This is a genomic window from Promicromonospora sukumoe 327MFSha3.1, from assembly GCF_000385135.1.
Taxonomy (GTDB): Bacteria; Actinomycetota; Actinomycetes; order Actinomycetales; family Cellulomonadaceae; genus Promicromonospora; species Promicromonospora sukumoe_B.
Genome location: NZ_ARQM01000013.1, coordinates 36,891 through 63,889, shown reverse-complemented (window position 1 = coordinate 63,889; position 26,999 = coordinate 36,891). Strand labels below are relative to the sequence as shown.

The following is a 26,999-nucleotide window of genomic DNA, read 5'->3' as shown; positions in this document are numbered from 1 at the left end:
CTCGTGACCACGCTTCCTACCGCCTCCGGGTCCTTCGGCGACAAGCCGGAGCTGACCTTCCCCGAGGGTGGCGCGCCCTCCGGCCTGCAGGTGCAGGTGCTCTCCGAGGGCAACGGGCCGGTCGTCGAGTCCGGCCGCACCATCGTGGTGAACTACCTGGGCCAGACCTGGGGCGGCCACGTGTTCGACAACTCCTACGACCGCGGCACCACGATCGACTTCCCGATCGGCGTCGGCGCCGTCATCGGTGGCTGGGACAAGGGCATGGTCGGCCAGAACGTCGGCTCGCGCCTGCTGCTCTCGATCCCGCCGGAGCACGGCTACGGTGCGCGCGGCGTGCCGCAGGCCGGCATCGGCGGCGGTGACACGCTCGTCTTCGTGGTGGACGTCGTCGACGTCAAGTGACGCCCACGCCGAAGTAGAACTGCGGCGAGATAGAACTCTGGCGTACCCCCTGATCAGGGGGTACGCCAGAGTTCTATCTCGCCCTGGTTCTACTTCGCCAGGGTTCTACCTCGGCAGGCCGGGCTACGGGTAGCTGACCACCTGCGTGCGCTGCGTGCCCTGCTGGACCGCGCCACCGGTGCCGTTGATGACGTGGTTGATGCCGCCCGAGCCGTTGAGGAACACGGCGGTCATCGACCGGAACGTCACGCCAGGGGCGTCCGGCGCCTGGATGCCGGACTCCAGCCGGATGTCCTGGCCCTGGTTGAAGAACGAGTACGTGCCGGTGCCGATCGCGGAGTGGTTCTGCACGTCGTCGGCGACCCGGTAGGCGGCGTAGCCGAGGCGGTCGCCGTCCATCCACGCGGCCTGGTTCGGCACGTCGTACGGGATCTCGTTCTGGTAGAAGAGCGTCTGACCGTCCTCGCCGTTCCAGATGGTCTGCTCCTCCTGGTAGTGCTCCACGAAGAGTCCCGTGGCGGTGACCCGGTCACCGTTGACGACGACGCCGTGGGCACCGGTGTTGACGTCCCAGCCGATGCCGTTGCCGTGGTCACCGCGCCAGGCCCAGATGTGGTCCAGGAGCGTGTCGGGGCTGTTCACCTCGATGGAGGTGACGGCCTTGCCCGCCCAGGGGCCGCCCACGCGGACGAAGACGTCGGTCAGCGTGGTCGGGTCGGCGGCGTCGGAGACCGTGGCCCCCTGCGGGCCGACCTGGATGAGCGTCTCCGACTCGGGGACGTTCGCGTCGGCGGTGATGCCGGCGATCTTGACGCCCGCCACGTCGCCGACCTCGACGACGGCGTTGCCGGCGGTCGGGGTGAGCGAGGCGTAGCCCAGGCCGAGCACGACGGTGTCGGCGCGGTCGATGGCCAGGGGCGCGTCCAGCTCGTACACGCCCGGCGTCAGGATCAGGTTCTTGCCGCCGGCCAGCGCCGCGTTGATCGACGCGGCGTCGTCCGTGCCCGCCTTGGCGACGTAGAAGTCTGCGATCCCGATCGACCGGCCGGCGTCCGACCCGGTGGACCAGTCGGTCCCGCTGCTGTTCGTCTTCGCGTTCGGCACGAACACGGACAGCTCGCCGTTGTCGCCCCGGTACAGGAACGGGGCCTCGCGGCTGACCGGCGTGGAGCCGACGGTCGTCGTCACGCCGACGTTGTCGCCCACCGGCTGGCCGAAGTTCGTGGCCGGCGCGCCCTGCACCCCGGCGAAGACCATGTTCCAGACGCCGCCGTCCCAGGCGCCCACCTCGGAGTTCCGGGTGAACCACTGCTGCTGCGAGCCGGAGACGATGGTGCCGGAGACGCGCGAGTTGGCGAGGTAGCCGCCCGAGGCGAACTCGCCGTACCGGCCGAAGATCGTCAGGTCGCCCTGGATGTCCATGCGGCGCATGGGCGCCGCCTGCGACACGGCGAACCGCATCTGGTGCGGCTCGGTCACGCCCGCCGGGTACGGCAGGGCCGCGTCCTCGCCGACCGGACGCTGGATCGGGTTGATGCCCATGTTGGAGATCGACCGCCAGAAGCGGGTCAGCGAGCCGGGGTCGGCGCAGGCCCAGGGCTCGTTCGGGCAGCCCACCACGGGCTCCACGTGCAGGGCGCCGTTGATGTGGACGTCGTCGGGCTGCGCGCCGAGGCCCGCGATCGACTCGTAGTAGCCCACGTGGGCGTTCACGATGCCGGTGGCCGTGGCCGGGTCGTCCTGGCCGGCGGCGCTCCCGTAGGTGCCGGGCTCGAAGAAGACCTGGTGCCGGTCGAGGCTGAACTCCGCCTCGTCGTTCACCGTGTCGAGGAACGCGTTGATCTCGTCGGCGGTCCAGGACTCGTCGATGAACGTGACGTTGGGGCCGAAGTCCGGGTCGGCCGCCGCCTTCTTCGGCTTGGGCGTCTTGGGCTTGGTGGGCTTGTGCTTGCCGGGCTTGTCCGGCTTCGTCGTGGAGGCCTTTGCCATGGCCCTGCCCTCGTCGGCGGCGGCCGGGGCGGCGGTGGCGGGCAGCGCCGTGACCGCGGCTCCCGCGGCGAGCGATGCGGCGACCGCCGCGACGGCGGCGCCGCGCAGGGTGGTGCGAAGTGTCCTCATCGACAGTTCCTTACGTGCTCGGGGCAGGCCGGCCGGGGCCGGGCGTGCTGCCGTGCGGGTGCGCCCGGTCGAGCGCCCAGCCAGGCTAACCGCCGGTCACTGACATGTCGGTAAGTAGTTTCCGCACGCTCCGGGTCACGGTGAAGCGAGGGTCCTGGGCCACGTGCTCGGTGGGCCCGACGGCGCGTTCCAGCGCACGCCGGTAGTGCAGCGGCGTGTTGAAGACGGTCCACAGCTCGCCGCCCTCGCGCAGGATGCGGCCCGCGGTGGCGAACATCCGGTGGGCCGCGTCGGTGCTCAGCGCGGCGCGGTCGTGGAAGGGCGGGTTGAGCAGCACGAGGTCGGCCGAGCCGTCGGGGATCGGCAGCAAGGCCCCGGCGTCGTCCCGCACGACCCCCGCCGCGCGGACGCCGTTCGCGGTGAGCGTGGCCCGGGTCGAGGCGCAGGCGGCCGCGCTCCGGTCGGAGGCGAGCACGTGGGCGTTCGGGTACCGCAGGCCCAGCACGGTGGCGAGGATGCCGGTGCCGCTCCCGAGGTCGACCGCGACCGGGTGCACGTCCATGCCGGGCACGGGGGTGGGAGCCTCGGACGTGTCAGACGTGGAGCTCACCGGGGTGAACTGCAGGTCTGACAGGTGGGGCCAGCGGTGGGCCTGGGCCAGGAGGAAGCGCGTGCCGTGGTCCAGGGTGGCGCCCGCGAACGCGGCGCCGTGCGCGACGACGGTGAGGCCGCCCGGGGTGCCGTTCCCGGTGGCCGCGGGTGCGACGGCGGCGGCCCCGGAGCCCGCCCCGGCCGGCGGCGTGATCGCGGCCAGGATCTCCGGGTCGGTGAGCCGGGAGGTCACGGGGTAGGTGAGCGGCCCGACGTCGGACCGTGGTTCCCGCGCGATCAGCAGCCGGGACTTCTGGCGGGCGAGCGAGGCGCCGACCTGCGCGAACGACGCGCCCAGGACGTCGTTCATCGCGTGCGTCATGTGCTTGACGCGGCCGCCGGCGAGCAGCGTGACCGACGGGTCGGCGTACCGGGCCACGTGCTCGGCGATCTCGGTCAGCTCGGCCAGCGACGTCGGGAGCTGGAGCAGCACGAGGCGGGCGCCCGCGAACAGGGCGGGTTCGAGCCGGTCGTGCCCGGTCAGGCCCATCCCGGCCGGCTCGCGCGGGACCGGCGCGTCGGCGGACGCCCGCGCGTGCGCGGCCCAGAGCGTGCGGCCTGCGTGGCGGGTGTTGGCCTCGAGCGCGGCCTCGGCAGTGATCGCGTCCTGGTGCGCGCGGACCCGCAGCGCGCCGGACGCCAGCGCGCCCAGGGTGAGCGCCCCGAACCGGTCGCCGATCACCACCACGTCGGAGGGGTGCTCCTGGATGAGCGCCCTGGCCTCGTCGAGCAGCAGCCGGTCGGTCGCGTCGACCGCGACCGGGCCGTCGGCACGCGAGCCGTCCTCGGGGTGCGGCACGAGCCGGGCGAGGACGGCGTCCACCTCGGGACTCACCGGGCGGAGCGGGCCTTCTTCTCGGCGGCCTTGCGGGCCTCCTCGACGCGCTCCTCCTCGGCCCGCACCTGCGCGGCGGTCTGCCGCTCCTGGGCCAGCCACTCCGGCGGGTTGTCGCGCAGCTCGTTGATCTGCTCGGTGGTCAGCGGCTCGGTGACGCCGCCGCGGGCCAGGCCCGCGATCGAGATGCCGAGACGCCCCGCCACGACCGGCCGCGGGTGCGGTCCGTTGCGGCGCAGCTCCGCCAGCCACTCGGGCGGGTTGGTCTCCAGCTCCTCGAGCTCCGCGCGCGAGATCGGGGTGTCCTGGAACTCCTGCGGCGTGGCAGGCAGGTAGACGCCGAGTCGCTTGGCGGCGTTGGACGGCTTGAACCGCTGCGAGGCGAAGGAGGAACTCATGTTCCCAGGGTATCGGCGTGCGCCCGCCACGCTCTCCATGGCGGGCGTGATCCTCGCCGCTCACGTGCCCGGGCCGCCGTCCTCGTGGAGCGGGCCGCCGCCGGGATCGCCCCGCGGCCCGTAGCCTGGGGGCGTGAGCCAGCCCGTGCCCGACGTCGGACCGCCCGCCCCGGGCGACGACCTCGACGACCTCGCCGACGTCCCCGCCCCCGCCGAAGCGGACGCGCCTGCCGGCGACCCCGGTGCCCCGCGGTTCCGCCTCGCCTACGTGCCCGGCGCGACACCCGGCAAATGGGCGAGCGTGTGGCGCGAGCGCCTGCCCGACGTGCCCCTCGACCTGGTCCAGGTCGAGTCGGCCGACGTCGTCGCGGCGCTGGCCGCGGGCGACGCGGACGCCGCGATCGGCCGCCTGCCCGTGGACAAGGACGTGTTCTCCGCGATCCCGCTGTACGAGGAGGCGTCGGTGGTCTGCTTCTCGCGGGACCACCTGCTCGCCGCGCTGGCCGACGACGAGGCGGTCGCCGCCGCCGACATCGCGCAGGACCCCGTGTGGGTGCCCGGCGACGACGTCCTGTTCGCCGGCCGCCCGGTGCCCGGCGTCGTGCCGGCCGATCCGGACGGCAACCCGCTGGACCGGCTGCCGACCACGGCCGACGTCGTCGCGACGGTCGCCGCCAACGTGGGCGTCGCGGTGCTGCCGATGTCGCTGGCGCGTCTGCACCGGCGCAAGGACGTGACGTACCGCCCGCTCTCCGACGGGCCGACGGCGCCGGTGGGCCTGGTCTGGCCGATCGACCGCACCACCGACCTGGTCGAGGAGCTGATCGGCATCGTCCGGGGACGCACGGTCAACAGCTCGCGCGGCCGGGGCGCGCCGTCCGCCGGCCGGGCCCAGGACGGTGCGTCCGGGGATGCGCCGACAGCGAAAACGGGGCGCTCCGGGGTGAAGAACCAGGTCAAGGGCGGTCCGGGCGGAGCCAAGAGCCGGTCGGCGGCAGGCCGGGGCGGAGCGAAGTCCGGCGGCCGTGGAGCCGTTCCGCGGGGCAAGGGCGCGCGCCCGGCGTCGAACAAGAAGAAGAAGGGCAAAGGACGGTAGGGCGACTGCCAAGTTCTGTTCGGTTTTTACCGAGATCGGCAGATATTGGCGATCTGCGCCATGGTCGCTACGATCCGGGAATCGTGCTCGCCATCGGGCACGGGGACTGACCCCCGTTTCGTAAGGAGCGCCCAGTGCGCAAGATGACCGTCATGGGAGCCTCCGCGCTCCTCGTCGCCGGCCTCGTCGCCTTCCCGGCCGTCGCGTTCGCGGCGCCCACCCTGGCTGCCTCCCCGAACGCCGGCCCGCCGAGCGGGTCCCACCTGGTCGAGCTCGCCTTCCCGGGCGCGACGGGTGACGTGGCGCCGAGCGGTGAGGACGAGTCCGAAGGGCTCGCCGCCACCGGCGCGAGCAGCATCGTGGGCTACACGCTCATCGCGGTCGCCCTCGCGGGCGGCGGCGTGACCCTGATGGTGCTGCGCCGGCAGGGCGCGCTCGACGGCTAGCCCAGCGCTGGACGTCTAGCTCTCCGGGAGCGCCGTCGCCTGGATGATCAGGGCCTGCATGGGCCACAGGGTGGGCAGCTGGAGCCCGACGCCCGTCAGCACCGAGCCGGCCAGGTCCATCGCCTCCTTGCCCAGCCAGCCGGGAGTGATCCCGCCCATCCATTTCGCCGGCCCCACCTCGTCACGCACCCGGACGCTGTAGCGGCGGGCCGGGTCGAGCCCGTCCAGCCGCACGCGCTCGGTCAGCGCGTCCTGGGGCGAGGCCACGGTCGCCACGGTCCACACGCCCTGGGTGCGGTCGGGGGAGACGAAGCCCGTGACCCGCAGCGCCGGGTCCACCGGGTCGCCGTGCACCACGGTGCCGGTGTGCACCAGCGACCGGAGCTCCTTGTAGAGCGCCGCGTACGCCGTCACGGCCACCAGCTCGGCGTCCGTGCAGGTCAGCAGGTCCCACTCGAACCCGGCATGGCCCTGGAGCGCCGTGGCCACCCGGTAGGAGAGGTCCGTGGTGCGTCCGGACGAGTGCGCGGGCGACGGGCCGACGTGCGCCCCGATCAGCTCGGGCGGCAGCACGAGCGAGGTCCACCGCTGGATGTCCTGGCGCTCGACCGGGTCGTTGGAGTCGGACGCCCACACGCGGTCGGTGACCTCCAGGATGCCCAGGTCGGTGCGTGCGCCGCCGGAGGAGCACGACTCGATCTCCAGCCCCGGGTGGTCCGCCTTGAGGCGTGCGATCAGCGCGTACGCGGCGCGGGTCTGCAGGTGCGTGCCCGGCCGCCCGACGCCGTCGGCCCCCACGTGCACGGGCTCGGCGAGGTCGCGGTTGTGGTCCCACTTGATGAAGTCGATGCCCAGGTCGGTCACCAGGGCCGAGATCTGGCCGCGCACGTGCTCCCACGCCTCGGGGACGGCGAGGTCCAGCACGTACTGCGTGCGGAACGACAGCCCGTCCGGCGACGGCACGGCGGCCGTGTTGGACAGGATCCACTCCGGGTGCGCGCGGGCCAGGTCGGAGTCGAGGTTGACCATCTCGGGCTCGAACCAGAGCCCGAACTCCATGCCCAGCTCGTGGACCAGTCCGGCGAGCGGGCCCAGGCCGTCGGGCCACACGTCCCGGTCCACGACCCAGTCGCCCAGCCCGGTGGTGTCGTCGCGGCGGGAGTGGAACCAGCCGTCGTCGAGCACGAACCGCTCCACGCCCACCGCGGCGGCGCGGCGCGCCAGCCGCTCCAGCTTGGCCGGGGAGTGGTCGAAGTACACCGCCTCCCACGTGTTCAGCACCAGGGGCCGCGGGCTGGTCACGTGCTGGGGCCGCGCCCGCATCCAGGTGTGGAACCGGTCCGCGACGCCGTCCAGGCCGCGCGGCGACCAGGAGAAGTACGCGACCGGCGTGCGGTACGCCTCGCCCGGCGCCAGCCGCACCTCGCCCGGCCGCACCAGCTCGCCCGCCCCGAGGAGCGTCGCGTGCTCGGTCAGGTGGTCCACGCGGTGGGTCACGTCGGCGCTCCACCCCAGGTGGGTGGCCCACGCCTCGCCGGCACGGTTCCGCGGCTCGCCCGACGACGCCACGGTCACCCAGGGCGCGTCGTGCCCCGACCGGCCGCGGCGGGTCTGCCGCACCGTGCTGCCGCCGGGCAGCGCCGTGGTGACCGGCGACTTCTCCCGGGACCAGCGGCCGGTGAACTGCGTGAGGTGGTCCGCGGACCGTGGCACGGGCAGCAGCGCCTCCAGCCAGTGCACGTCCACCGGCTCCGGTCCGCCGTTCGTCAGCTCGTGCCACAGCAGCACCAGGCCGCCCGCCCCGATCTCCAGGTGCGTGCGGAGCGTGAGCCCCAGGTCCGGGTCCTGTGCCGTGACCAGCAGGTCGGCGGTGTCCCGCGCCACCTCCGTGACGGTCCACCGCGGGTACAGCGAGATGCCGCCGGCCGCCACGAGCAGGCCGGGGCGGCCCGCCCAGCCGTCCGACTCCTGCGGCAGCAGCGAGGGCCGCCACGCGGCGTCGAGCGTGCCCGGAGCCGTCTGCCGGCTCGTGGCCGCGTCGAGCCCGTGCAGGTCCGCGGGCGTGAGCTCGCCCAGGTCGGCGCCCCAGTGCAGCACCAGGGGCAGCCCCCGCTCGGGATGGGCCACGACCACGGCGACCCCGTCGCGGCGCAGCACGGACCAGCTGGAAACCTCGTCGAACCTGTTCATGGCGTGTCCCTTCGCCCCCTGGACCACACCGTACGCGCGGTCGCTGACATCGGATCCGGTCTCGTCCCGCCCGGGCGGGTGATGTCCCTAGCGCGCCACGAGGTCGTTCTCCGTGCGCAGCACCGGTCGGGACACCAGCGCCGCGGCGTCGAGCTCCTGGCCGGTCGTCACGTGGAACACCGCGGTGGCCCCCGCCGGGAGGTCGACCACCTGCTCGTCAACCTGGGCGTCCGGGTCGAGCCGGTCGGCCAGCACGGTGACACCGAGCGCGAGCGACGTCGCCGTCACCTCCACGCGGTAGCCGTCGTCCTGGCCGGTCACCGCGGTCTGCAGCGGCGTGGCGTCCAGGGCGAGGTCCTTGCTCTCGGCCCACCGGTGCAGCCCCCGCTCGGCGCCCAGGGTCACGACGAGCACCTCGCGCGCGGCGTCGGCGACGGTCACGAGATCGCCCTCCAGCGGGACCAGCGCCACCGAGCGCGGTGCCACGGCCACCTCGGTGCCCGACGTCGCCAGCACCTCACCACCGAGCGTGGTCCGGGCCGCGCCGAGCTGCCCGGTCCAGGGCTCGTCGGTGTCGTTGACCAGGGCCGCGACCAGCCCGTCGGGCCGCGGCTGCACGGTGACGAGCCGGTCCGCGAACGCGTGCCGCATCGTGTACCAGAGCGGCTTGCGGCGCCCGTCTCCGTCGACGGCGGCCCAGGACGTGACCGGCCAGCAGTCGTTGAGCTGCCACACGATCGCGCCCGCCGTCCGCGGCCACCACGACCGGTAGTGCTCCACGGCGTACTGGATGGCACGTGCCTGGTTGAGCTGCGTCGCCCAGTGCCAGTCGACGAAGCCCTCGGGCACGCCCAGGTGCGCGGCCAGGCCGCGGTCGAGCTTGCCGTTGCCGTCGTCGGCCTTCTGGTGCAGCAGGAAGACCTCGGACTCCTTGAACCCGTCGGGCACGTCAGCGCTGTCAGGAAGGATCGCGCGCCGGGAGGTCGCCCAGGTCGCCGGGCCCTGGAAGCCGAACTCCGACGAGAACCGCGGCACGTCGTCGCGGTAGTGCGTGTAGTCGACCCGGTTCCACACGTCCCACTGGTGGTGCGTGCCGTGGTCGGGGTCGTTGGGGTGCACCTGCTCGGGCGTGAAGCCGGGGGAGTACGGCGACCCGTCCGAGTACGGGCGGGTCGGGTCCACCTCGGCCAGGACCTTCGGGAACAGCTCGTAGTAGTAGCCGGCGCCCCACGTCAGGTCGCCCAGCGACTCCTTCCAGCCCCAGTCCTCGTGGCCCCAGATGTTCTCGTTGCCGCCGTTCCACAGCACCAGCGACGGGTGCGGCGCCAGCCGGGACGCGTTCTCCCGCAGCTCGGCCTCGAACTCGGACCGGTGCGGCTCCTCCTCGGGGTAGGCGGCGCAGGCCAGCAGGATGTCCTGCCAGACCATGACCCCCTTCTCGTCGCAGACGTCGTAGAAGTCGTCCGACTCGTAGATGCCGCCGCCCCACACCCGCAGCAGGTTGAGGTTCGCACCGAGCGCCTGGTCCACGCGCTCCTCGAGGCGCTCGCGGGTGATTCGGGTCAGCAGGTGGTCGTCGGGGATCCAGTTGGCCCCGCGCGCGAAGACCGGCTTGCCGTTGATGCGGAACACGAAGCTCGTGCCGTGCTCGTCGCGCTCCCGGTCCAGCTCGACGGTGCGGAAGGCGACCCGGCCGGACCAGAGGTCCAGCGGGTCGGAGCGGTCCTCGCCGTTGCCCGCGTGGACGACCACCTCGATCGGGTAGAGCGGCTGCTCGCCGTGGCCCACGGGCCACCACAGGTCGACGTCGCCCGCCTCCACCTGGACGTCCAGGACGCCGCCGGCCCAGCCGGCCGAGATGCCGGTGGTCACGCCGCGGTCCCCGACGGAGACGTCCACGGTCAGCCGCGGGGTGTCGGCCAGGCCCGAGGTCTCGATCTCGACGCGCACGTCCACGAGCCCCGTGCCGTCGTCGGCCAGCGTGGCCAGCGGCGTCACGCTCGCGATCCGGGCCACGCGCCAGCGCTCCACCCGGACGGGCTTCCACAGGCCGGCCGTCTGCAGGTCGGGGCCCCAGTCCCAGCCGAACGAGCAGGCCATCTTGCGCACCATGTTGAACGGCTGGTCGTAGGCCATCGGCCGCGCGCCGAGACGCTCCGCCTCGGCCTCGGCCGTCTCGAGCGCCGAGTCGAGGTCGACCATCAGGTTGGCCGGTGTGCCCACGAGCTCGCGCACGTCGTACCGGTAGGAGCGGTGCATGTTCGCGGTGCGGCCCAGCTCGACCCGCCCCTGGCCGACGGCGGCCTGCTCCACGTCCGTGTCGACGACGACGCCGGCCACCGTGTCGATGCCCTCGAAGACCAGGTCGACGCGCTCGTCGTCCGCGGCGGCCGGCTCGTCCAGCACGGTCGCGTACCGCCAGGTGGCGCGCTTCATCCAGGCCAGCGCGGTCTCGTTGGTGCCGAGGTACGGGTCGGGGATGAGGCCCTGCTCCAGCAGGGCGGTGTGGCTCGTGCCCGGGACCGTCGCGGGCACGGGGACCCCGGCGAGGTCCGCCGGTACGGGGCCACCCGTGGCGGTGACGGTCCAGTCGGTCAGGTCGCGGCTGATCTTCATCGATCGTCGTCCTCCCAGAGCAGTGCTCCGTTGCGTGTGCGAGCGACCCGAGCATAGGGGGAGCGGCGCCGCTCAGTCGGGTCGGACCACCAGGCCGAGCCGCTCGGCCAGCAGGATCGCCTGGGCCTCGCCGACCACCGCGCCGGTGAGGTTCGCGCCGAGCGGGTCGAGCGCCGACAGGTCGCTGCCCCGCAGGTCGGCGTTGCTGAGGTCGGCCTCGGCGAGGTCCGCCCCCGACAGGTCGCTCCCGAGCAGGACGGCGCCGGCCGCCTTGATCCCGGACAGGTCGGCCTCGCGCAGGCGGACGCCGTCGAACCGGGCGCCGGCCAGTGCCGCCCGGTGCAGGTTGGTGAAGGACCAGTTGCCGCCCTCGACCTTCAGGAGGTCGAACCGGCAGTTGTTGAACTGCGAGCCCACGAGCTTGCAGCGTTCCAGCGTCGTGTCGAAGAAGACGCACGCGTCGAAGACGCAGGACGTGAACGCGATCTCGGTCAGGTGGGCGCTGTTGAAGCGCACGCCGCGGAACACGCACGAGTCGAACGTGGCGCCCGTCCCGGTGGCCTCCGTCATGTCGACGTCGGCGAACAGCGTGGCCATGTGGTCCTCGCCGGTGAGGTCGCGGGAGTACCAGTCCTCGCCGCGGACGGTGAGCTCGGTGGCAGGCATACGGATCATGTGCCCGACCTTATGTTCACCCACCTTCACAACTGCGGGTGAAGCGGCACTTGTGTCTCCACGAGATACGTACCGGAAAGCGCTGATTCGGACTCATCGGTGCCGAGACGATTTACGTGACAATTCTCATAGCTGAGGGGCGAGTGGCTGACATGTTCGAACGGAAGAAACGAAGGCTGACCAGTGCGAAGCCTGCTGGCTTCGTCATTGCTCTCGGTCTCGCCGGTGTCATCGGGGCGCTGGGCGTGACGCCGGCTGTTGCGGCCGATTCCGAGGCCCAGGTCCAGACCGCGGAGGCGTCCGCGACGGAAGCGACCCCGGAGGCGACTCCGGAGACGGTGAAGGAGGCGGCCCCGGAGGTGGCCAAGGAGGCGACTTCTGAGGAGACCCAGGAGGCAACCCCGGAACCGTCCGCCGAGGACGACGCGCTGATCGAGGTCGTGCCCGAGATCCCCGCGATCACCTGGCCGATGTGCGAGGGCGACGAGTACGTCCCGCCGACGCTCAGGGCCCCGAAGGACAGCGCCGGCATCGACTACGAGTTCGAGGACTACTGGTACACGCACCCGTACCTCGTGCCTATCGACCTGGAGGTGTACGCGACCCTGAAGGAGGGTTACACCTGGGGGGCAGAGGTGCCGGAGGGGTGGCGTCTGTCGGAGACCGGCGGGGTCTACGACGTGAAGTTCGAGGACGTGCCGTGTGCGCCGCACAACGATCCGATCGTCCCCGCGCTGCCCGTGGTGACGCAGGCGGAGTGCGTGGACGGCGAGCTGACGGAGCCGTCGGTCACGGCGCCGGAGAACACCGAGGGAATCACGTACGAGCTGCGTGACGACGACGCCGGCATTCGGGTGCTCGCGAAGACTTCCTGGAGCTACTTCCTGGCCAGCCCGGAGGAGATGCCTGAGGGCTGGACCTGGTCGGATCCGGACGTCGCGTGGTTCTACCCGGAGTTCGACGACGTCTCGTGCGAGCCGGGAGCGGGACAGCCCGCAGACCCGGGGGCGGAGGAGCCCGAGATGCTGGCTGCCACCGGTCCGACGGACGCGGCGGTCCTGGGCGGTGCCGCCCTGCTCACCGTCGCAGCGGGTGTCGCGCTGATCATCGCGCGACGTCGCGTCACGGGTCGCTGACCCGAACCGCGGGACCCGCCTCACGGGCGGGTCCCGCACCCCAGATAGGAAGCGGACAAGTGGAGGAGACATGTTCGGACAGAAGAAAGGAAGGCTGAACGGCGCCAGACCGACCGGCGTCGTCATCGCACTCGGCCTCGCCGGTGTCATCGGAGCACTCGGCGCCACGCCGGCGATCGCGGCCGACACGGAGGATCCGGTCCAGACCGCGGAGGTGACGCCGGAAGCGACCCCAGAGGTCGCTCCGGAGCCGTCCGCCACGGACGACGTACTGATCGAGGTCGTGCCCCAGACGCCCGACTACACCCTGCCGAGTTGTGAGGGTGACGAGTTCATCGCTCCGACGATGACGCTCCCGGCGGACGACGAGGCCATCGACTACGAGTGGAACGACCCCGAGATCGGGCCGCCGTTCGACAGCGTGCCCCTGGACGTGGGCGTGCTCGCCACGCTGAAGGAGGGCTACACCTGGGCGGCGGAGCTGCCGGCCGGGTGGCGTGTGCTGAACTCCGGTAACGCGGCGCTGTTCAAGGTGAGGTTCGAGGACGTGCCGTGTGCGTATGAGGAGCCGGTCGTGCCCAAGGTGCCGGTGGTGACCGGACCGGAGTGCGTGGACGGTGAGCTGAGAGAACCGACCATCACGTTGCCGGCCGATGGTGCGATCACCTATACGGTGCGGGAGATCGAGGACCACGAGCCCGACTGGTGGTACATCGTGAGAGCGCGGACGACGGACGGCTACAGGTTCGCGCACTGGAACTTTCCAGAGGGATGGGAACTGACGGAGCCGGGCATCGCGGACTACCTGGTGAAGTTCGACGACGTGTCGTGCGAGCCGGAAACGGGCGGGTCCGCCCAGCCGGGGGCGCAGCAGCCCGACGAGCTGGCTGCCACCGGTCCCGGGGACGCCGTCGTCCTGGGCGGTGCAGCCCTGCTCACCGTCGCGGCGGGTGTCTCACTGATCATCGCGCGACGTCGCGTGACGGGTCGGTGAACTGAAACGCAGGGCAGGCCTGACGGCGTGTCCCGCACATGACGATGCGCCCGGTGGTCCGTTCGACGGATCACCGGGCGCATCGCTGTCCTGCTACGCCGCGGACGCCGGGTACGGGACGCCCGTGGTCGCGTGGCAGCGGTAGCCGTTCGGGTTCTTCGCGTCGGACAGGTACTGCTGGTGGTAGTCCTCGGCGTAGTAGAACGGGCCGGCCTCGGCGGCGGGCTCGATCTCCGTGGTGATCGCGTCGTAGCCCTTGGCGCTCAGCACCTCGGCGTAGCGCTTGGCGGTCTCCTGCGCGGCCTCGGCCTGCTCCGGCGTCGTCCAGTAGATGCCCGAGCGGTACTGCGTGCCGACGTCGTTGCCCTGGCGGAAGCCCTGCGTCGGGTCGTGCCGCTCCCAGAAGATCTTGAGCAGCTCGGCCTCGCTGACCTTGGCCGGGTCGTAGGCCACCAGCGCGGTCTCGGTGTGGCCGGTCCGCGCGGTGCAGACCTCCTCGTACGTCGGGTTGGGCGTGGTGCCGCCCATGTAGCCGACGGCGGTGCTCACGACGCCGGGGACCTGCCAGTAGATCTCCTCGGCGCCCCAGAAACAGCCCATCGCCAGGTAGAGCACGCGCGTCCCGGGCTCCCACGGGCCCGTGACCGACGAGCCCAGGACGGTGTGCGGGCGCGGGGCCTGGAGCACCGGCGCTGAGCGCCCGGGCAGGGCGTCCTCGGGAGCCACCATGGTGGTCTTGCTCGAACCGGAGCCGGGGCCGAAGAGGGAGTTCAGGAAGGTCATCGAACACACATCCTTTGGGTCTGATTCGTGCGGTGGCACGTTTGTCCATCACAACAAGCGAGGGCGTGGCACTGTTCCGGCACGTTCACGCGGGCCTTGGTATGAGCTTTTGCACGAGGACCCGCACCCGCGCCTGCGTTGCAGGTGATGGCGACGCACGTCGTGCGCCCGGCGCGCCTGCCGCGCCGAAGAACTGGTGCAGGTACGCCGCGGCGTCCCGCCCGCTCGCCCGGACCGGCCAGTCACCGGCCTGGAGACCGGCACTCTCAGCGGACTCGAGAAGCCGCCAGACGTCGACGGCGTCCCGGGTCGTGAGTCGTTCCCGGTAGGCGTACGCCTTCAGGACAAGAGCAGCTCGTACGTCAGGGAGCGACAGCGACAGCTCGACGGCGCTCCCGTTGCTGAGGTGGGCCCTCAGCATCACTTCAGTCGCAGGCAGAGCGAGAGCGAGCGACAGGCCGGGCACAGCATCGACGACCAGGGCGCCGAGTTCCTGGTTGGGCTGGTGCTTGCCGAGATACGACGGGACGAGCACATCGATGACACGCCGTGCACCCGGGTCCTCGCGAGCGAAGCGGCTGCCGTCCTCGCGCGTGTAGCCGAGTCCTGCCAGGGCCCCGGGCAGGCGAGGGTTGGCACAGACCGACGTGGACACACCCATGTCCGCGTCAGCTGTCTCCCGCGCGGGAACACGGTCCGCGACGTCGTGGACATGGGTCAAGAGCGTGGTGGCGATACCGCCGATCAGGCGATACTCGACACCCAGCGACGCGCTGATCGCCGCGACGTCGGCTGCCGCGAGCCAAGCGCCGTCGGTCGCGGCGGACGGCGATGTCAGCTGGAGGACGGTCATCGCGGGCCCCTTCGTGTCATGAGGTGGCGTCGAAGCGCGGCTGCGGCGTCGTCGTGGCCCTGGCGCACGAGGTCGACCCACACCCGCCACGGAGGGAGTGTCGGGTAGCCGTCCTCCGGCCGAGCGGCGGACCTGAGGAGATACGGGTCGTCCGGGACGGCCAGGAACAGGTTCGCCGTGTCCGCGGTCGTCGGCGTGGCGCCTAGTTCCTGGAGATCTACCTGGGCCGACGTCCAGATCCAGGCACTGGACGGTCGAGCCCAGGGCGCGATCGCGTCGGCCGCGACGTCACCGCCTACCGCGTGCGCGATACCCCTGTCCCTCAGGTGCGTCGTGGCGTGCTGGGCGGCTGTCACCGGCGCGTCGAGAGTCAGCCACGACGTTGCGATCCTTGGTTGCCATGGGTAGCGGGCGAGGATCTGGTCGACCAGGTCGTCGGGCGAGCGCACCCCCCATCCCGCAGGAGTGCGGTGCACGGCATCGCCGAGGTCCCGCAAGGCCTGGCTGATGCGTGGCTGGGTCACTCCGATCCGGCCGGCCAGCACGCGCTGGGAGGCCTCCGGGGCTTCGAGGAGTTCGAACGCCAGCGCATACGTCGCCCAGGGGACACGTCCCGGGCGCCTGCCGTGTTCCGTCGTGACGTCGGCATCGGGCAGATCGAGCCGGCCTGCTGGCGAGATCAGGAAGCCTCGTACGGTGCTGCCCGGCGAACCAGGGACGACGAGCAGGGACACGTTCTCGTCCAGAGCGGCCTGTGTGACCCCGGCGCTCGCGGAAGGCACGATGAGCAGCAGAGAGAGGCCCCGTTCCCGTGCGGACGCGGCGTGGGCGTGCACGGCGGCAGGCCGGATCGGGGTCGGGAAGCTCTTCGTGCGGTATGCGCTGCTCGGCCACCCTGGGCCCGCGAGCACGACGTCGGCACCGCTGTCTTCCGGCGGTGCCGTGACGACCAGGCCCAGCCCGTCGGCGATCGTGGTCCACGGTTCAGTGATAAGCATCAGACACCTTTCCCGTCCATTACTTATACTCTAGACGACCACGTTGGATCGTGCGAGACGTTCTGCCCTCGGCAGATGCGGTGGCGTCCCCCGGCCGTGCACGACAGGGTCGACACATGAGCAGCGAGGTCGGTGCGGTAGCGGTCCTGTCCGACGTCCACGGGGTGCTCCCCGTCCTGGACGCGGTGCTCGCGGAGCCCGACGTGGTCTCGGCCGACCTCGTGGTCGTCACCGGCGACCATGCCGCCGGGCCGCAGCCCGTCGAGGTCCTGGACCGCCTCCGGTCCCTGGGGGAGCGGGCCGTGCTGGTGCGCGGCAACGCGGACCGGGAGCTCGTGGACCTCGCCCGCGGTGGCACCACGGACATCCCGGACCCGGTCGCCCCCTGGGCGGCGGCACAGCTCCGGCCCGACGACGTCGCGCTGCTCGCCGGCCTGCCGCACCCCGTGGAGCTCACGGTGCGCGGGTTCGGCCGCGTCGTGTTCTGCCACGGCACCCCGCGCGACGACGAGGAGGTGGTGCTCGTCGACTCGTCGCTGGAGCGCTGGGCCGACGTGCTCGGCGGGCTCGACCCCGACGTCACGACCGTGGTCATGGGGCACACGCACATGCCGTTCGTGCGGCTCGCCGACCGGCGCCTGTGCGTCAACCCCGGCAGCGTCGGCATGCCGTACGGCCGCGCGGGCGGCTCGTGGGCCCTGCTGCGCGACGGCCAGGTCGAGCTGCGGCACACGCCGGTCGACGTCGAGGCCACCGTGGCCGCCGTCGCCGCCGGCAGCACGTACCCGGGCGCCGAGGAGTGGGCGCGCGAGTACGTGACCTCGGCCAACAGCGACGCCGACGCCCTGCGCGCGTTCGGACCCCGGGACGGGCGTCCGCAACCAGACCTCATCCGCGAGGGGATCGACCAGGTGATCCACGATCACCTGCGTACTCGCCCGAAGATGAAGGGGCGTCTGCGGCAGCACGGTCTGACCCGACGTGTCGACGAGCTCATGGACGGTTTCGGCGAGTGATCGTCATCGCCGACACCGGGGGGATCGTCGCGGCGATGGACCCAGGTGAGCCGCAGCACGACGAGTTTCGGGAGACGCTCGAATCCGCCAGGCTCGCGGTGGTCACACCTCTGGTGATCGCCGAGGTCCACTACCTGCTGAGTGCTGCGGGAGAGCACCTGGCGGCGAGCGACTTCCTGGAGAACGTCACGGACGGTTTCTTCGAGGTGGCAGACCCTCGCCCGGAGGACTACGGCACTGCGAGGTCCCTCATCAAGAAGTACGAGGGAAAGATGGAGCGCAAGCGTCGCAAGCCAGGGTCTCTCGACCTCGCGGACGCCATGAACGTCGTGGTGGCCGGGTCGCTGGGTACCAACCTGGTCGTGGCGACCGACCAGGACTACCGCGTGGTTCACCCCCTGAGTGGACACGACCATTTCGCGATCCTCCCGGCGGACGGCAGCCGGGCCTGAGCGGTGCGGCCGGGCAGCACCTCAGAGCCGCGCCGCGAACTCCTCCACCGCCGCCGTGACGCGGGCGAGGATCTCGTGCGACCGGCGCCAGTCGTGCACCTCGAGCGAGTGGTCCGCGTCCTCGACCTCCAGCACCTGCGCGCCCGAGGCGGCCGCGACGTCGCCGTCCCACAGCGGGTCCGCCGTGCCGCCCACCAGCAGCGTCGGCGCCGCCCCGGCGGCGACCGCGTGCCGGACCGGTCCGGCCGCGTCCCCGGTGAGCACCGGCGTCAGCCAGGCTCCGGGGAGGCCGAGCTCCGTCGCGACCGGCAGCGCGAACGAACCGAGCGACTTGGCGACCACGAGGTGCCGGCCGCCGTCCGGCACGGTCGCCTGCCGCAGCGACTCCCCGTAGACCCGGCGGGCGTGCCCCCAGTCCGGGGAGAGCTCGTCCCACGAGAACGTGCGGACGGTCCAGCCCGCCGAGTGCAGCACCTTTGCGGCGTACCAGAGCACCGGCCCCTGCGCCGTGTACCCGCTGCCCGGGAGGATGGTCGCGACCCGCCCGGGATCGCCCGTCGACGTGCTGATCTGCCAGGTCGTCATACCGCCACCGTAGGCCCGCCGTCCGCCGATGTCAGTGGCCCGGCGTAGCGTCGTGCCCATGGCCGACACCGATGCCGAGGTCCTGTTCACCGACGTCGCCGCCTGGCGCGCCTGGCTCGACGAGAACGAGGGGACGTCGGACGGCGTCTGGCTCATCCTCGCCCGCAAGAACAAGGAAGCGCCGACCACCCTCAACTACGACACCGCGCTCGACGAGGCGCTGTGCAGCGGCTGGATCGACGCCCAGGGCCGCAGCCGCGACGAGGTGACGTCCCTGCAGCGCTTCTGCCCGCGCCGCTCCCGCAGCCGCTGGTCCGCGCGCAACGTACGCATCGTGGACCGCCTGATCGCCGAGGGGCGCATGCGCCCCCGCGGCCAGCAGGAGATCGACAAGGCCAAGGACGACGGCCGCTGGGACGTTGCGTACGAGGGCAGCAAGAACATCGAGGTACCGGCCGACCTCGCCGAGGCGCTCGCGGCCAGCCCGCGCGCGGCGGAGATGTTCGCCATCCTCACGGCGCAGAACCGGTTCGCGATCCTCTTCCGGATCACGGGAGTCAAGAAGCCGGAGACCCGGGCGCGGAACATCACCAAGTTCGTCGGCATGCTGGAGCGGGGCGAGACGGTCTACCCGCAGAAGCGGAAGCTGGGCGACTGACGTCGCGCATCTGTCGGACCCGTGAGCACGCGGTGCACCTTCCGTGCGGCGCGTGCGCAGGCCAGCGGGCTGTCGGTGTGCTCCCCTAGGGTGTTGTCCGTGCCACAGACCGAGGAGACAAGCGTGACGTCGAGCCAGACCACATTGCCGCCCCGCACCGACGAGTCGGGCGCGGTCCCGCCGGCCATCCGGGCCGCTGCCTCGTGGTCGTGGCGCATGCTCCTGATCGGCGCGTTCGTGGCCGCGGTCCTCTGGCTGCTGGCGCTGCTCAAGACGATCGTGGTCCCGGTGGCGGTCGCGCTGCTCCTGACGATCATGCTGACGCCGGTGCGGCGCGTGCTGAACGAGCGGCTCCGGGTACCGCGCGGGCTGTCCGCGGGGCTCTCCCTGGTCGGCCTGATCGTGGTGGTGGCCGGCCTGATCACCCTGGCTGGGCAGTCGATCGCGAACGGGTTCGCCGACCTGCGGACGCAGGCCATCAGCGGCTTCAACGAGCTGTGGTCGCAGCTCTCGGCCACGTTCGGGCTCGAGAAGCAGCTGCAGAGCTACAGCGAGGACATCCTCAACCAGCTCGAGGCGCAGCAGGGCGCGATCGTGAGCGGCGCCCTGGGCGCCGCGGCGACGGCGGGCAGCGTCCTGGTCGGCGCCTTGATCGCGCTGTTCTGCACCTTCTTCTTCCTGTACGACCCGCGGGGCATCTGGAGCTGGATCGTCGGTCTGCTCCCGCGGTCCGCCCGAGAGCGGGTCAACCAGGCCGGGCGCCGCGGCGCCGTCACGCTCGCCGCCTACACCCGCACGCAGATCCTGGTCGCGGCGGTCGACGCCGTCGGCATCGGCATCGGCGCCGTGTTCTTCGTGCCGTCGCTGGCGCTGCCGATCGCGATCCTCGTGTTCGTCGGTTCGTTCGTGCCCGTCGTCGGTGCCATCGTGACCGGCGCCATCGCCGTCGTCGTCGTGCTCGTGTCCAACGGCTGGGTCGCGGCGCTCATCATGCTCGGCGTGGTGCTGCTGGTGCAGCAGATCGAGTCGCACGCGCTCCAGCCGTTCCTCATGGGCCAGGCCGTCTCGCTGCACCCCGTCGCGGTGATCCTCGCCGTGGCCGCCGGGTCGCTGGCGGCCGGCATCGTCGGCGCCCTGTTCGCCGTGCCGCTCGCGGCGCTCCTGAACACCGTGATCCTGTATCTCAACGGGCACGACAAGTTCCCGGAGCTCGGCGACGAGGACGCGCTACCGATCAGATGGCGCGCCGCCGACGCCCCACCGATGTCGATCCCGCTCCGCCTGCGCCGGAGCCCCGGCGTGCTGGCCGACAACGCCGTCGACGACGTCTCCACCGACGAGCAGACCGCCCCGCCGGAGGGTGATCCCCAGCGCTGAACGTGCATCTGGCGGCGCAGTCGGGCAACATGCGCGCTGTGCCACTGGATCCGTTCGACCTGGAGTCCTACGGCGGTCACCTCACGGTGTCCGCCGACGACGCCCGGGCTGCCGCCGAGATGCTCGACGGCGTCATCACCCGTACGCCCGTGACGGAGAGCCGCGCGCTCTCCACGATCGCGGGCACGAAGGTGCTGCTCAAGTGCGAGAACCTGCAACGCGCGGGCTCGTTCAAGGTGCGCGGCGCCTACGTGCGCCTCGCGCGCCTGTCACCCGAGGAGCGCGAGCGCGGCGTCGTCGCGGCGTCCGCCGGTAACCACGCGCAGGGCGTCGCGCTCGCCGCGAGCATGCTCGGCATCGACACCGTCGTCTACATGCCCGTGGACGCGGCCCTGCCCAAGGTCGCCGCGACCCGCGGGTACGGCGCCGAGGTGCGCATGGTGGGCTCGTCCGTGGACGAGGCGCTGGCCGCCGCGCGCGTCGAGGCCGCCCGGTCCGGCCGGGTGCTCATCCACCCCTTCGACCACGTCGACGTCGTCGCGGGCCAGGGCACCGTCGCCCTGGAGATCCTGGAGCAGGTGCCCGACGTCGCCACCGTCGTCGTGCCGCTGGGCGGCGGCGGGCTCGTGGCCGGGATCGCGGCCGTGCTGGCCGAGGCCGCCCCGCACGTCAAGGTCGTGGGCGTGCAGGCGGCGTCGGCCGCGGCCTACCCCGGCTCGCTCAAGGCGGGCAAGCCGCAGGCGGGCGTGCTCGGCGCCACGATGGCCGACGGCATCGCCGTGGGCCTGCCGGGCGACGTGCCGTTCGGCATCGTGCAGAAGGAGGGCGTCGAGGTCCGGACCGTCACCGAGGACCAGCTCTCCCGCGCACTCCTGGCGGTGCTGGAGCGCTCGAAGCTGATGGTTGAGCCCGCGGGTGCCGCGGGGGTCGCGGGCATCATGGCCGCCGGGCCGGGCGTGTTCGCCGGGCCGGTCGTCGCGGTGCTGTCGGGCGGCAACATCGACCCGCTCGTGCTGCTGCGCGTGGTCCAGCACGGCCTCGTCGCGGCCGGGCGGTACCTGAAGCTGCAGGTGCGGCTGACGGACAAGCCCGGCGCGCTCGCGCGGCTCGTGGAGACCATCGCGGCCGCCGGCGCCAACATCGTGGCCGTGGACCACACGCGGACCGACGTCTCGCTCTCGGTGTCCGAGGTGTGGGTCAACCTCCAGCTCGAGACCAAGGGCGCCGACCACCGGTCCGCCGTCGTCGACCGGCTGGAGTCGGAGGGGTACGAGGTCGTGGCGTTCTGACCGGGTGCGGACGGTTCCCGGGGTCGGGCGAGGCTTTTTCGCGGACGGGTGTCGTGGGGGCGTCGTCCCGTTCGTCGTCAGGATGACGCGGCCGCCCGGCCGCGCGACGATGACTCCGGGGACCACCCCGGAAGGGAGCACACCATGCGTTATCTCATGCTCGTCCTGTCCACCCCCGACGCCCCGGCCGAGCCGGGCGACGTGCCGCGGATCGAGGACTGGGTCCGCGACACCTACGACACCGGCCGCGCGGTCCTCGGCGACCGCCTGCGCCCGCCCGCCGACGCCGTCGGCGTGCAGGTCCGCGCCGGCGAGGTGATCGTCACGGACGGCCCGTTCTCCGAGACCAAGGAGGTCGTCGCGGGGTTCGACGTCCTGGACGCCCCCGACCTCGACGAGGCCATCCGCATCGCCGCCGCCCACCCGATGGCGTACACCGGGGCGCTCGAGCTGCGCCCCTTCTGGCCGCTGGGCCTCGACGACGGCGTGCCGACCGAGGCCTGAGCGGGGACCGGGCGTGACCGACGTCGGGCAGGCGGTCTCCGCGGCCTTCCGGGACGAGTGGCCCCGGGTGCTCGCCGCCGTCGCGCGCAGCACCGGTGACCTCGACCTCGCGGAGGACTGCGCGCAGGAGGCGTTCGCCGTGGCGCTGCGCACCTGGGAGCGGGACGGCGTACCGGACCGGCCGGGTGCCTGGCTCACCACCACGGCCCGCAACCGGGCGCTGGACCGGCTGCGGCGCCGGGCGGTCGAGGCGCAGAAGACGGCCACGGCCGCCCGGCTCGCCTACCGGGCCGGGGGAGTGCCGGGAGCCGAGGCCGGCGCCGCGGAGCCCGACCCGGTGGGCGACACCGCGGTGCGCACGCTGGACCACGCGGGCTGGGCCGCCGTCGGGCCGGAGGAGCCCGACGGCGACCTGCTCCGCCTCGTCTTCACGTGCTGCCACCCGGCCCTGCCCCTGGAGGGCCGGGTGGCGCTCACCCTGCGCAGCCTCACGGGTATGACGACGGCGCAGGTCGCGCGGGCCTTCCTGGTGCCGGAGACGACCATGGCGCAGCGCCTGACCCGGACCAAGCGGAAGATCCACGCCACCGGCATCTCGTTCCGGGTACCGCCCGCGGAGCTGCTGCACGAGCGCGTGTCCGCGGTGCTGGCGGTGCTGTACGTCCTGTTCACGCAGGGTTACGACGGCTGGTCCGAGCCCGCCGACGACGCCGGTGGCACCGCCGCGCGCCGCGCGCTGGGCGACGACGCGGTCCGGGCCGCCCGGCTGGTGGCCCGGCTGCTGCCCGACGAGCCCGAGGCGACGGGCCTGCTCGCCCTGCTCCTGCTGCAGTACTCGCGCCGGGAGGCGCGCCTCGACCTGGACGGCGTGCCCGTGGTGCTGGACGAGCAGGACCGCTCGCTCTGGCGCGAGGACGAGATCGCCGAGGGCCTGGCCGTGCTCGACGACGCGCTAGCGAACCACCGCCCGGGCCCGTACCAGGTGCAGGCGGCGATCGCGGCCCTGCACGCGCGGGCGGCGACGGCCGACGACACGGACTGGGCCGAGATCACGGCCCTGTACGACGTGCTGCTGGACATGACGCGCTCCCCGGTGGTGGCGCTGAACCGGGCGGTCGCGGTGGGCCGGCTGCGCGGTTCCGAGGCCGGCCTGATCGTGCTCGACGAGGTCGCCGCCGCGCCCGAGCTGGCCACGTACCACCTGCTCCCCGCGGTGCGGGCCGACCTGCTGCTCCGGGCCGGGCGCCCCGAGGAGGCCGCCGCGGAGTACCGGCGGGCGCTCGCCCAGGTGGACCGCGAGGGCGACCGGAAGCTCCTGCGCCGTCGCCTCGCGGAGCTGTCAGCGAGCCTGCCGGCCGAGCTGTGAGACGCCGACGGGCCTGCCGGCCGTACCGGTCACCGGGGTGATCCGTACGTCCGACAGGCCCGTCGGGGGTGGTTCGTCAGCCCTGGAAGGGCTTCGCGCCCGTGATCTCCACGGGGATGTCGCGCCCGTTGGGCGCGTGGTAGCTCGTCTTCGCGCCGATCGACTTGCCGTCGATGGCGGCGCCGAGCGGCGACGTCGGCGAGTAGACGTCGAGGTCGGTGGACCCCGCCATCTCGCGCGAGCCGAAGAGGAAGCTCATCTCGTCGCCGGCGACGATGGCGGTCACGACCATGCCGGGCTCGACCTTGCCGTCGTCCGCCGGGGTGCCGACGTGGACGTTGCGCAGCTTCTCGGTGAGCTCGAGGATGCGTGCCTCGTTCTTCGCCTGCTCCTCACGAGCGGCGTGGTACCCGCCGTTCTCCTTGAGATCGCCCTCGTCACGGGCAGCGGCGATACGCTCGGTGATCTCCGACCGGTAAGGGCCGGAGAGATGCTCCAGCTCGGCCTTGAGCTTGTCGTGCGCCTCCTGGGTGAGCCAGGTGACAGAGGTGTCGGCCACGGGGGCTCTCCTTTCGTCGTTGCTCGTTCGAGCCACAGTTTTGGCAGCGCGCAAGTTCCCGGCCGACGAGCGGTTCGGGCACGCGGCAGCCGGTCAACACAGCGTGTGAAACGACGAGAATACCAATTACGGGGAAAGACGTGCCAAGACTTTCCCCGGTTCCGCTGTGAGCGGACGGTGTACGTATTCCCGAGGACGAAGCGTCAGCGCTGCTCGCAGTGGTCGACGACGCCCGTGGTCGCGAGCTCCGTCGTGGCGATCGTCACGGTCTCCCGGGTGGTGCGGCCCGACTCCGGGCCCACCTCGACGTCGACCGCGCCGACCTCGGCGAAGTTCCGGCTCAGGGCGGTGACCGTGCACACGGCCTCGGTCCCGGGCGGCATGCTGACGTCGAACGTCACCCGCACCTCCTCGGGGCTCTCGACCGAGAAGCCGACGTCGACGAAGGTCACGGGCTCGCGCTGGGTGTCGACGATGGTGAACCACGCCGCGATCGCGACGCCGGCGGCCAGTGCCAGGCCCACCGCGATCCGTGCGCCCACCGACAGCTTGGGCCGCGGCCGGACGCCGTCGCCCTCGTCCCACGGGTCGTCCTGGCCGGGGTGCCCGGCCCGGTGCCGTGTCCCGGCTCCGCCGCGGCCGTAGCGCGCGGCGAGGTCCGGCGCGTTCGCGTCGCTGGTCGGGACGGCGGGGTCTTGGTCGGTCATCACTGCTCGCTCGGATCGGGGATGTCGGTGGTTCGTAGCAAGATTGTCCGTGGACCATCATGGTCCATGAGAGTGATTGTCTCCCAGACGCTCGCACTCTCAGACTCAGTCCCAGTCCCTGCCCCACAGGAGGACCCAGTGTCCGTACCCGAGCGCGAGCCGCTCCGTCTGATGGCGGTGCACGCGCACCCCGACGACGAGTCGAGCAAGGGGGCCGCCACCATGGCCCGCTATGCCGCAGAGGGGGTGGAGGTCCTCGTCGTGACGTGCACCGGGGGCGAACGGGGCGACATCCTGAACCCGTCGTTCGAGGTGCCCGAGGGGCACGAGTTCGAGACCATCGAGGGCCGCCGGGCCGTGCGCCGGCTGGAGATGGCCCGCGCCGCCGAGGCGCTGGGCGTGCGCCAGCAGTGGCTGGGCTTCGTGGACTCCGGCCTGCCGGAGGGCGACCCGCTGCCCCCGCTTCCCGAGGGCTGCTTCGCGCTGGTCCCGCTCGAGGAGGCCGCGGAGCCGCTCGTGCGGGCCGTGCGCGAGTTCCGGCCGCACGTCATCACCACGTACGACCCGTCCGGCGGCTACCCGCACCCGGACCACATCAAGTGCCACGACGTGTCGTTCGAGGCCTTCGCCGCGGCGGGCGACCCCGACCGCTACCCGGACGCCGGGGAGCCGTGGGAGCCGCTCAAGCTGTACTACAACCACGGGTTCTCGATGAAGCGCATCCGCGCGGTGCACGAGGCCATCGAGGGCGCCGGGCTCGAGTCGCCCTTCGGCGAGTGGGTCGAGTCGCGGGACGCGCGGGAGATCCCCGAGCGCACCGTGACCACCCTGGTCCCGGTCGCGGACTGGTTCCCGAACCGCGACGCCGCCCTGACCGCGCACGCCTCGCAGATCGACCCCACGGGGTTCTTCTTCGCGGTGCCGCGCGACCTCGAGGTCGACGTGTGGCCGTGGGACGAGTACGAGCTCGCCGAGTCCCGCGTCCCCCTGCCCGAGCGCGCCGCCGGCGAGTACGAGGAAGACCTGTTCGAGGGCGTCCGCTCGGAGGTGGCCGCATGAGCCCCCTGATCGCCGGCGCGCTCGCCGCCGCGACCGAGCCGTCGCCCAACCCGACCGAGGGCCAGCTCCGCCCGGGCCTGGAGACCTGGCAGGTCTCGCCGGGCCTGATCGGCTTCGTCATCACGTTCGCGCTCGCGCTCGCGTGCGTGGTGCTGTTCCTGAACATGAGCAAGCACCTGCGCCGGGCGGGGCACAACGCCCGCCAGCAGGGCCTGCCGATCGAGCAGCCCGAGGGCATCGGCTTCCGGCGCACGGACGGCGAGCCGGACTTCGCCGGCACCGAGCCGGGCACCCGGCCGGGCGCGTCGCCCGACGTCGCGAACAACACCGCCGGGTCCGCCGAGAGCCCCGCCGACGGGCCGGCCACGGGTGAGGGCGGCGGTCCGGGTGCCTGACCACGCGGCCGCCGCCGCGCCTGGCGCCGCGCCCGGTGTCGTGCGGGTGACCGTCGCCCAGGTGGCGGTCAGCGACGACCACGCGGCCAACCGCGAGACGGCCGTCGACGCGTTCCAGGTCGCGGCGCGGGCCGGGTCGGGCCTGCTGGTGCTCCCGGAGTACGCGTCGGCCTACGACCCGCGGGGCGTCGGCCCGGAGCACGCCGAGCCCCTCGACGGGCCGTTCGTCACGCTCCTGCGGGAGCGCGCGCGCAAGCACGGCATCGCCGTGGTCGCGGGCGTCACGCTGCCGGGCTCCGACGGTGTCCGCGCGGCGAACGCGCTGGTCGTGGTCGACGCCGCGGGCGAGCTCGCCGGGGTGTACCGCAAGGTGCACCTGTACGACGCGTTCGGCTACCAGGAGTCGGAGCTGCTCGAGCCGGGTCCGGCGGACGCCGAGCCGGTCACCCTGCGCCTGGGCGGCCTCACCTTCGGTGTGCTGACCTGCTACGACCTGCGGTTCCCCGAGTCGGCCCGCCGCGTGGTCGACGCCGGGGCGGACGTGCTGGTGTACCCGGCCGCCTGGGTCGCGGGGCCGCTCAAGGCCGAGCACTGGCGCACGCTGCTGACGGCCCGCGCCATCGAGAACACGGCGGTCGTGATCGGCGTCGGCATGACGGGCAAGGGCGTCACCGGCCGCACCCTGCTGGCGGGGCCGGACGGCGTCGTCGGGTTGGAGATGGGCGAGGAGCAGGCCTACCGCACGGTGGACCTGGACCCCGCGCCCCTCGCGGCCGTGCGGCAGACCAACCCGTCGCTGGCCAACCGGCGCTACACCGTCGTCCCCACCGGCGCCTGA

At 72.6% G+C, this 26,999-nt stretch carries 28 protein-coding genes; 16 read left to right on the top strand and 12 right to left on the bottom strand.

What is annotated here, in order from left to right; all coding sequences use genetic code 11:
* Positions 1 to 3 precede the first annotated feature (3 nt).
* Positions 4 to 405: an FKBP-type peptidyl-prolyl cis-trans isomerase gene (locus H291_RS0121190; RefSeq protein ID WP_020017035.1), complete on the top strand. Its 402-nt coding sequence runs from the start codon at positions 4 to 6 to the stop codon at positions 403 to 405.
* A 123-nt stretch (positions 406 to 528) separates the two neighbouring features.
* Here the strand turns inward: H291_RS0121190 and H291_RS0121185 are convergent, their stop codons facing one another.
* The 3 genes from H291_RS0121185 to H291_RS0121175 form a co-directional block, all read right to left on the bottom strand.
* A complete protein-coding gene (locus H291_RS0121185) occupies positions 529 to 2,523 on the bottom strand; it encodes a hypothetical protein (RefSeq protein WP_020017034.1) in 1,995 nt (664 codons plus the stop codon).
* An 85-nt stretch (positions 2,524 to 2,608) separates the two neighbouring features.
* Entirely contained in the window at positions 2,609 to 4,009 is a 1,401-nt protein-coding gene (locus H291_RS31045) for a class I SAM-dependent methyltransferase (protein WP_157237233.1), read from the bottom strand.
* Positions 4,006 to 4,407, bottom strand: a complete 402-nt coding sequence (locus H291_RS0121175) for a DUF5997 family protein (RefSeq protein WP_020017032.1) — start codon at positions 4,405 to 4,407, stop codon at positions 4,006 to 4,008. The genes H291_RS31045 and H291_RS0121175 overlap by 4 nt, the downstream gene beginning before the upstream one ends.
* On the opposite strand from H291_RS0121175, the gene H291_RS34815 reads away from it, so the two are divergent.
* From H291_RS34815 to H291_RS32815, 3 genes are all read left to right on the top strand, one after another.
* A complete protein-coding gene (locus tag H291_RS34815; RefSeq protein WP_269637219.1) occupies positions 4,406 to 4,531 on the top strand; it encodes a hypothetical protein in 126 nt (41 codons plus the stop codon). The two genes, H291_RS0121175 and H291_RS34815, sit on opposite strands and share 2 nt — an antisense overlap.
* Before the next feature lie 9 nt (positions 4,532 to 4,540).
* Entirely contained in the window at positions 4,541 to 5,503 is a 963-nt protein-coding gene (locus H291_RS31040) for a LysR substrate-binding domain-containing protein (protein ID WP_020017031.1), read from the top strand.
* Positions 5,504 to 5,637: 134 nt separating this feature from the next.
* Complete coding sequence (locus H291_RS32815) at positions 5,638 to 5,949, top strand: hypothetical protein (protein ID WP_020017030.1); 312 nt, start codon at positions 5,638 to 5,640, stop codon at positions 5,947 to 5,949.
* Between the two features lie 15 nt (positions 5,950 to 5,964).
* Here H291_RS32815 and H291_RS0121160 read toward each other — a convergent pair whose 3' ends face one another.
* The 3 genes from H291_RS0121160 to H291_RS0121150 all read right to left on the bottom strand — a co-directional run bounded on the left by H291_RS0121160 (position 5,965) and on the right by H291_RS0121150 (position 11,430).
* Positions 5,965 to 8,139, bottom strand: a complete 2,175-nt coding sequence (locus H291_RS0121160) for an alpha-galactosidase (protein WP_020017029.1) — start codon at positions 8,137 to 8,139, stop codon at positions 5,965 to 5,967.
* 87 nt (positions 8,140 to 8,226) lie between these two features.
* A complete protein-coding gene (locus H291_RS0121155; RefSeq protein ID WP_020017028.1) occupies positions 8,227 to 10,755 on the bottom strand; it encodes a glycoside hydrolase family 2 protein in 2,529 nt (842 codons plus the stop codon).
* Positions 10,756 to 10,827: 72 nt separating this feature from the next.
* Positions 10,828 to 11,430, bottom strand: a complete 603-nt coding sequence (locus H291_RS0121150; protein WP_020017027.1) for a pentapeptide repeat-containing protein — start codon at positions 11,428 to 11,430, stop codon at positions 10,828 to 10,830.
* 245 nt (positions 11,431 to 11,675) lie between these two features.
* Here H291_RS0121150 and H291_RS0121145 point away from each other — a divergent pair, with 245 nt between their 5' ends.
* Both H291_RS0121145 and H291_RS0121140 read left to right on the top strand, forming a co-directional pair.
* Positions 11,676 to 12,566 (top strand): hypothetical protein, encoded by an 891-nt coding sequence (locus tag H291_RS0121145; protein ID WP_157237232.1) that lies wholly within the window; start codon positions 11,676 to 11,678, stop codon positions 12,564 to 12,566.
* A 70-nt stretch (positions 12,567 to 12,636) separates the two neighbouring features.
* Positions 12,637 to 13,560 (top strand): hypothetical protein, encoded by a 924-nt coding sequence (locus H291_RS0121140; RefSeq protein WP_020017025.1) that lies wholly within the window; start codon positions 12,637 to 12,639, stop codon positions 13,558 to 13,560.
* A 93-nt stretch (positions 13,561 to 13,653) separates the two neighbouring features.
* Here H291_RS0121140 and msrA read toward each other — a convergent pair whose 3' ends face one another.
* The 3 genes from msrA to H291_RS0121125 all read right to left on the bottom strand — a co-directional run bounded on the left by msrA (position 13,654) and on the right by H291_RS0121125 (position 16,194).
* Positions 13,654 to 14,343 (bottom strand): peptide-methionine (S)-S-oxide reductase MsrA, encoded by a 690-nt coding sequence (gene msrA, locus H291_RS0121135; RefSeq protein ID WP_020017024.1) that lies wholly within the window; start codon positions 14,341 to 14,343, stop codon positions 13,654 to 13,656.
* 85 nt (positions 14,344 to 14,428) lie between these two features.
* A complete protein-coding gene (locus tag H291_RS0121130; protein ID WP_020017023.1) occupies positions 14,429 to 15,196 on the bottom strand; it encodes a hypothetical protein in 768 nt (255 codons plus the stop codon).
* Positions 15,193 to 16,194 carry a hypothetical protein gene (locus tag H291_RS0121125; protein WP_020017022.1) on the bottom strand — a complete coding sequence of 334 codons (1,002 nt, stop codon included), beginning with the start codon at positions 16,192 to 16,194 and terminating at the stop codon, positions 15,193 to 15,195. The genes H291_RS0121130 and H291_RS0121125 overlap by 4 nt, the downstream gene beginning before the upstream one ends.
* 116 nt (positions 16,195 to 16,310) lie before the next feature.
* Here H291_RS0121125 and H291_RS0121120 point away from each other — a divergent pair, with 116 nt between their 5' ends.
* Both H291_RS0121120 and H291_RS0121115 read left to right on the top strand, forming a co-directional pair.
* Positions 16,311 to 17,210: a metallophosphoesterase family protein gene (locus H291_RS0121120; protein WP_020017021.1), complete on the top strand. Its 900-nt coding sequence runs from the start codon at positions 16,311 to 16,313 to the stop codon at positions 17,208 to 17,210.
* Positions 17,207 to 17,662, top strand: coding sequence for a type II toxin-antitoxin system VapC family toxin (locus H291_RS0121115; protein WP_020017020.1), 456 nt, complete (start codon positions 17,207 to 17,209; stop codon positions 17,660 to 17,662). The genes H291_RS0121120 and H291_RS0121115 overlap by 4 nt, the downstream gene beginning before the upstream one ends.
* A 21-nt stretch (positions 17,663 to 17,683) precedes the next feature.
* On the opposite strand, the gene H291_RS0121110 is transcribed toward H291_RS0121115, so the two are convergent.
* Positions 17,684 to 18,247, bottom strand: coding sequence for an alpha/beta hydrolase (locus H291_RS0121110; RefSeq protein WP_020017019.1), 564 nt, complete (start codon positions 18,245 to 18,247; stop codon positions 17,684 to 17,686).
* A gap of 58 nt (positions 18,248 to 18,305) precedes the next feature.
* Between H291_RS0121110 and H291_RS0121105 the strand changes: the two genes are divergently transcribed.
* The 5 genes from H291_RS0121105 (at position 18,306) to H291_RS0121085 (ending at position 23,441) form a co-directional block, all read left to right on the top strand.
* Complete coding sequence (locus H291_RS0121105; RefSeq protein ID WP_020017018.1) at positions 18,306 to 18,905, top strand: YdeI/OmpD-associated family protein; 600 nt, start codon at positions 18,306 to 18,308, stop codon at positions 18,903 to 18,905.
* A 123-nt stretch (positions 18,906 to 19,028) separates the two neighbouring features.
* Positions 19,029 to 20,282 (top strand): AI-2E family transporter, encoded by a 1,254-nt coding sequence (locus tag H291_RS0121100; protein ID WP_232216135.1) that lies wholly within the window; start codon positions 19,029 to 19,031, stop codon positions 20,280 to 20,282.
* A gap of 29 nt (positions 20,283 to 20,311) precedes the next feature.
* A complete protein-coding gene (gene ilvA, locus H291_RS0121095) occupies positions 20,312 to 21,571 on the top strand; it encodes a threonine ammonia-lyase (protein WP_084468363.1) in 1,260 nt (419 codons plus the stop codon).
* A 144-nt stretch (positions 21,572 to 21,715) separates the two neighbouring features.
* Positions 21,716 to 22,075 carry a YciI family protein gene (locus tag H291_RS0121090; protein WP_026365976.1) on the top strand — a complete coding sequence of 120 codons (360 nt, stop codon included), beginning with the start codon at positions 21,716 to 21,718 and terminating at the stop codon, positions 22,073 to 22,075.
* 13 nt (positions 22,076 to 22,088) lie between these two features.
* A complete protein-coding gene (locus tag H291_RS0121085) occupies positions 22,089 to 23,441 on the top strand; it encodes an RNA polymerase sigma factor (RefSeq protein WP_020017014.1) in 1,353 nt (450 codons plus the stop codon).
* Between the two features lie 76 nt (positions 23,442 to 23,517).
* Here the strand turns inward: H291_RS0121085 and greA are convergent, their stop codons facing one another.
* Positions 23,518 to 24,000: a transcription elongation factor GreA gene (gene greA, locus H291_RS0121080; RefSeq protein WP_020017013.1), complete on the bottom strand. Its 483-nt coding sequence runs from the start codon at positions 23,998 to 24,000 to the stop codon at positions 23,518 to 23,520.
* A gap of 203 nt (positions 24,001 to 24,203) precedes the next feature.
* Positions 24,204 to 24,707, bottom strand: coding sequence for a DUF4307 domain-containing protein (locus H291_RS31035; RefSeq protein WP_020017012.1), 504 nt, complete (start codon positions 24,705 to 24,707; stop codon positions 24,204 to 24,206).
* A 171-nt stretch (positions 24,708 to 24,878) separates the two neighbouring features.
* On the opposite strand from H291_RS31035, the gene mca reads away from it, so the two are divergent.
* From mca to H291_RS0121060, 3 genes are read left to right on the top strand one after another with little or no spacing between them, the layout of a single operon-like run.
* Positions 24,879 to 25,766, top strand: a complete 888-nt coding sequence (gene mca, locus H291_RS0121070) for a mycothiol conjugate amidase Mca (protein WP_033327625.1) — start codon at positions 24,879 to 24,881, stop codon at positions 25,764 to 25,766.
* The gene (locus tag H291_RS32810) at positions 25,763 to 26,161 is read left to right on the top strand and encodes a hypothetical protein (RefSeq protein WP_020017010.1); all 399 of its coding nucleotides are present in this window, start codon (positions 25,763 to 25,765) and stop codon (positions 26,159 to 26,161) included. Before mca ends, H291_RS32810 begins: the two co-directional genes overlap by 4 nt.
* Positions 26,154 to 26,999 (top strand): carbon-nitrogen hydrolase family protein, encoded by an 846-nt coding sequence (locus H291_RS0121060; protein WP_232216134.1) that lies wholly within the window; start codon positions 26,154 to 26,156, stop codon positions 26,997 to 26,999. Before H291_RS32810 ends, H291_RS0121060 begins: the two co-directional genes overlap by 8 nt.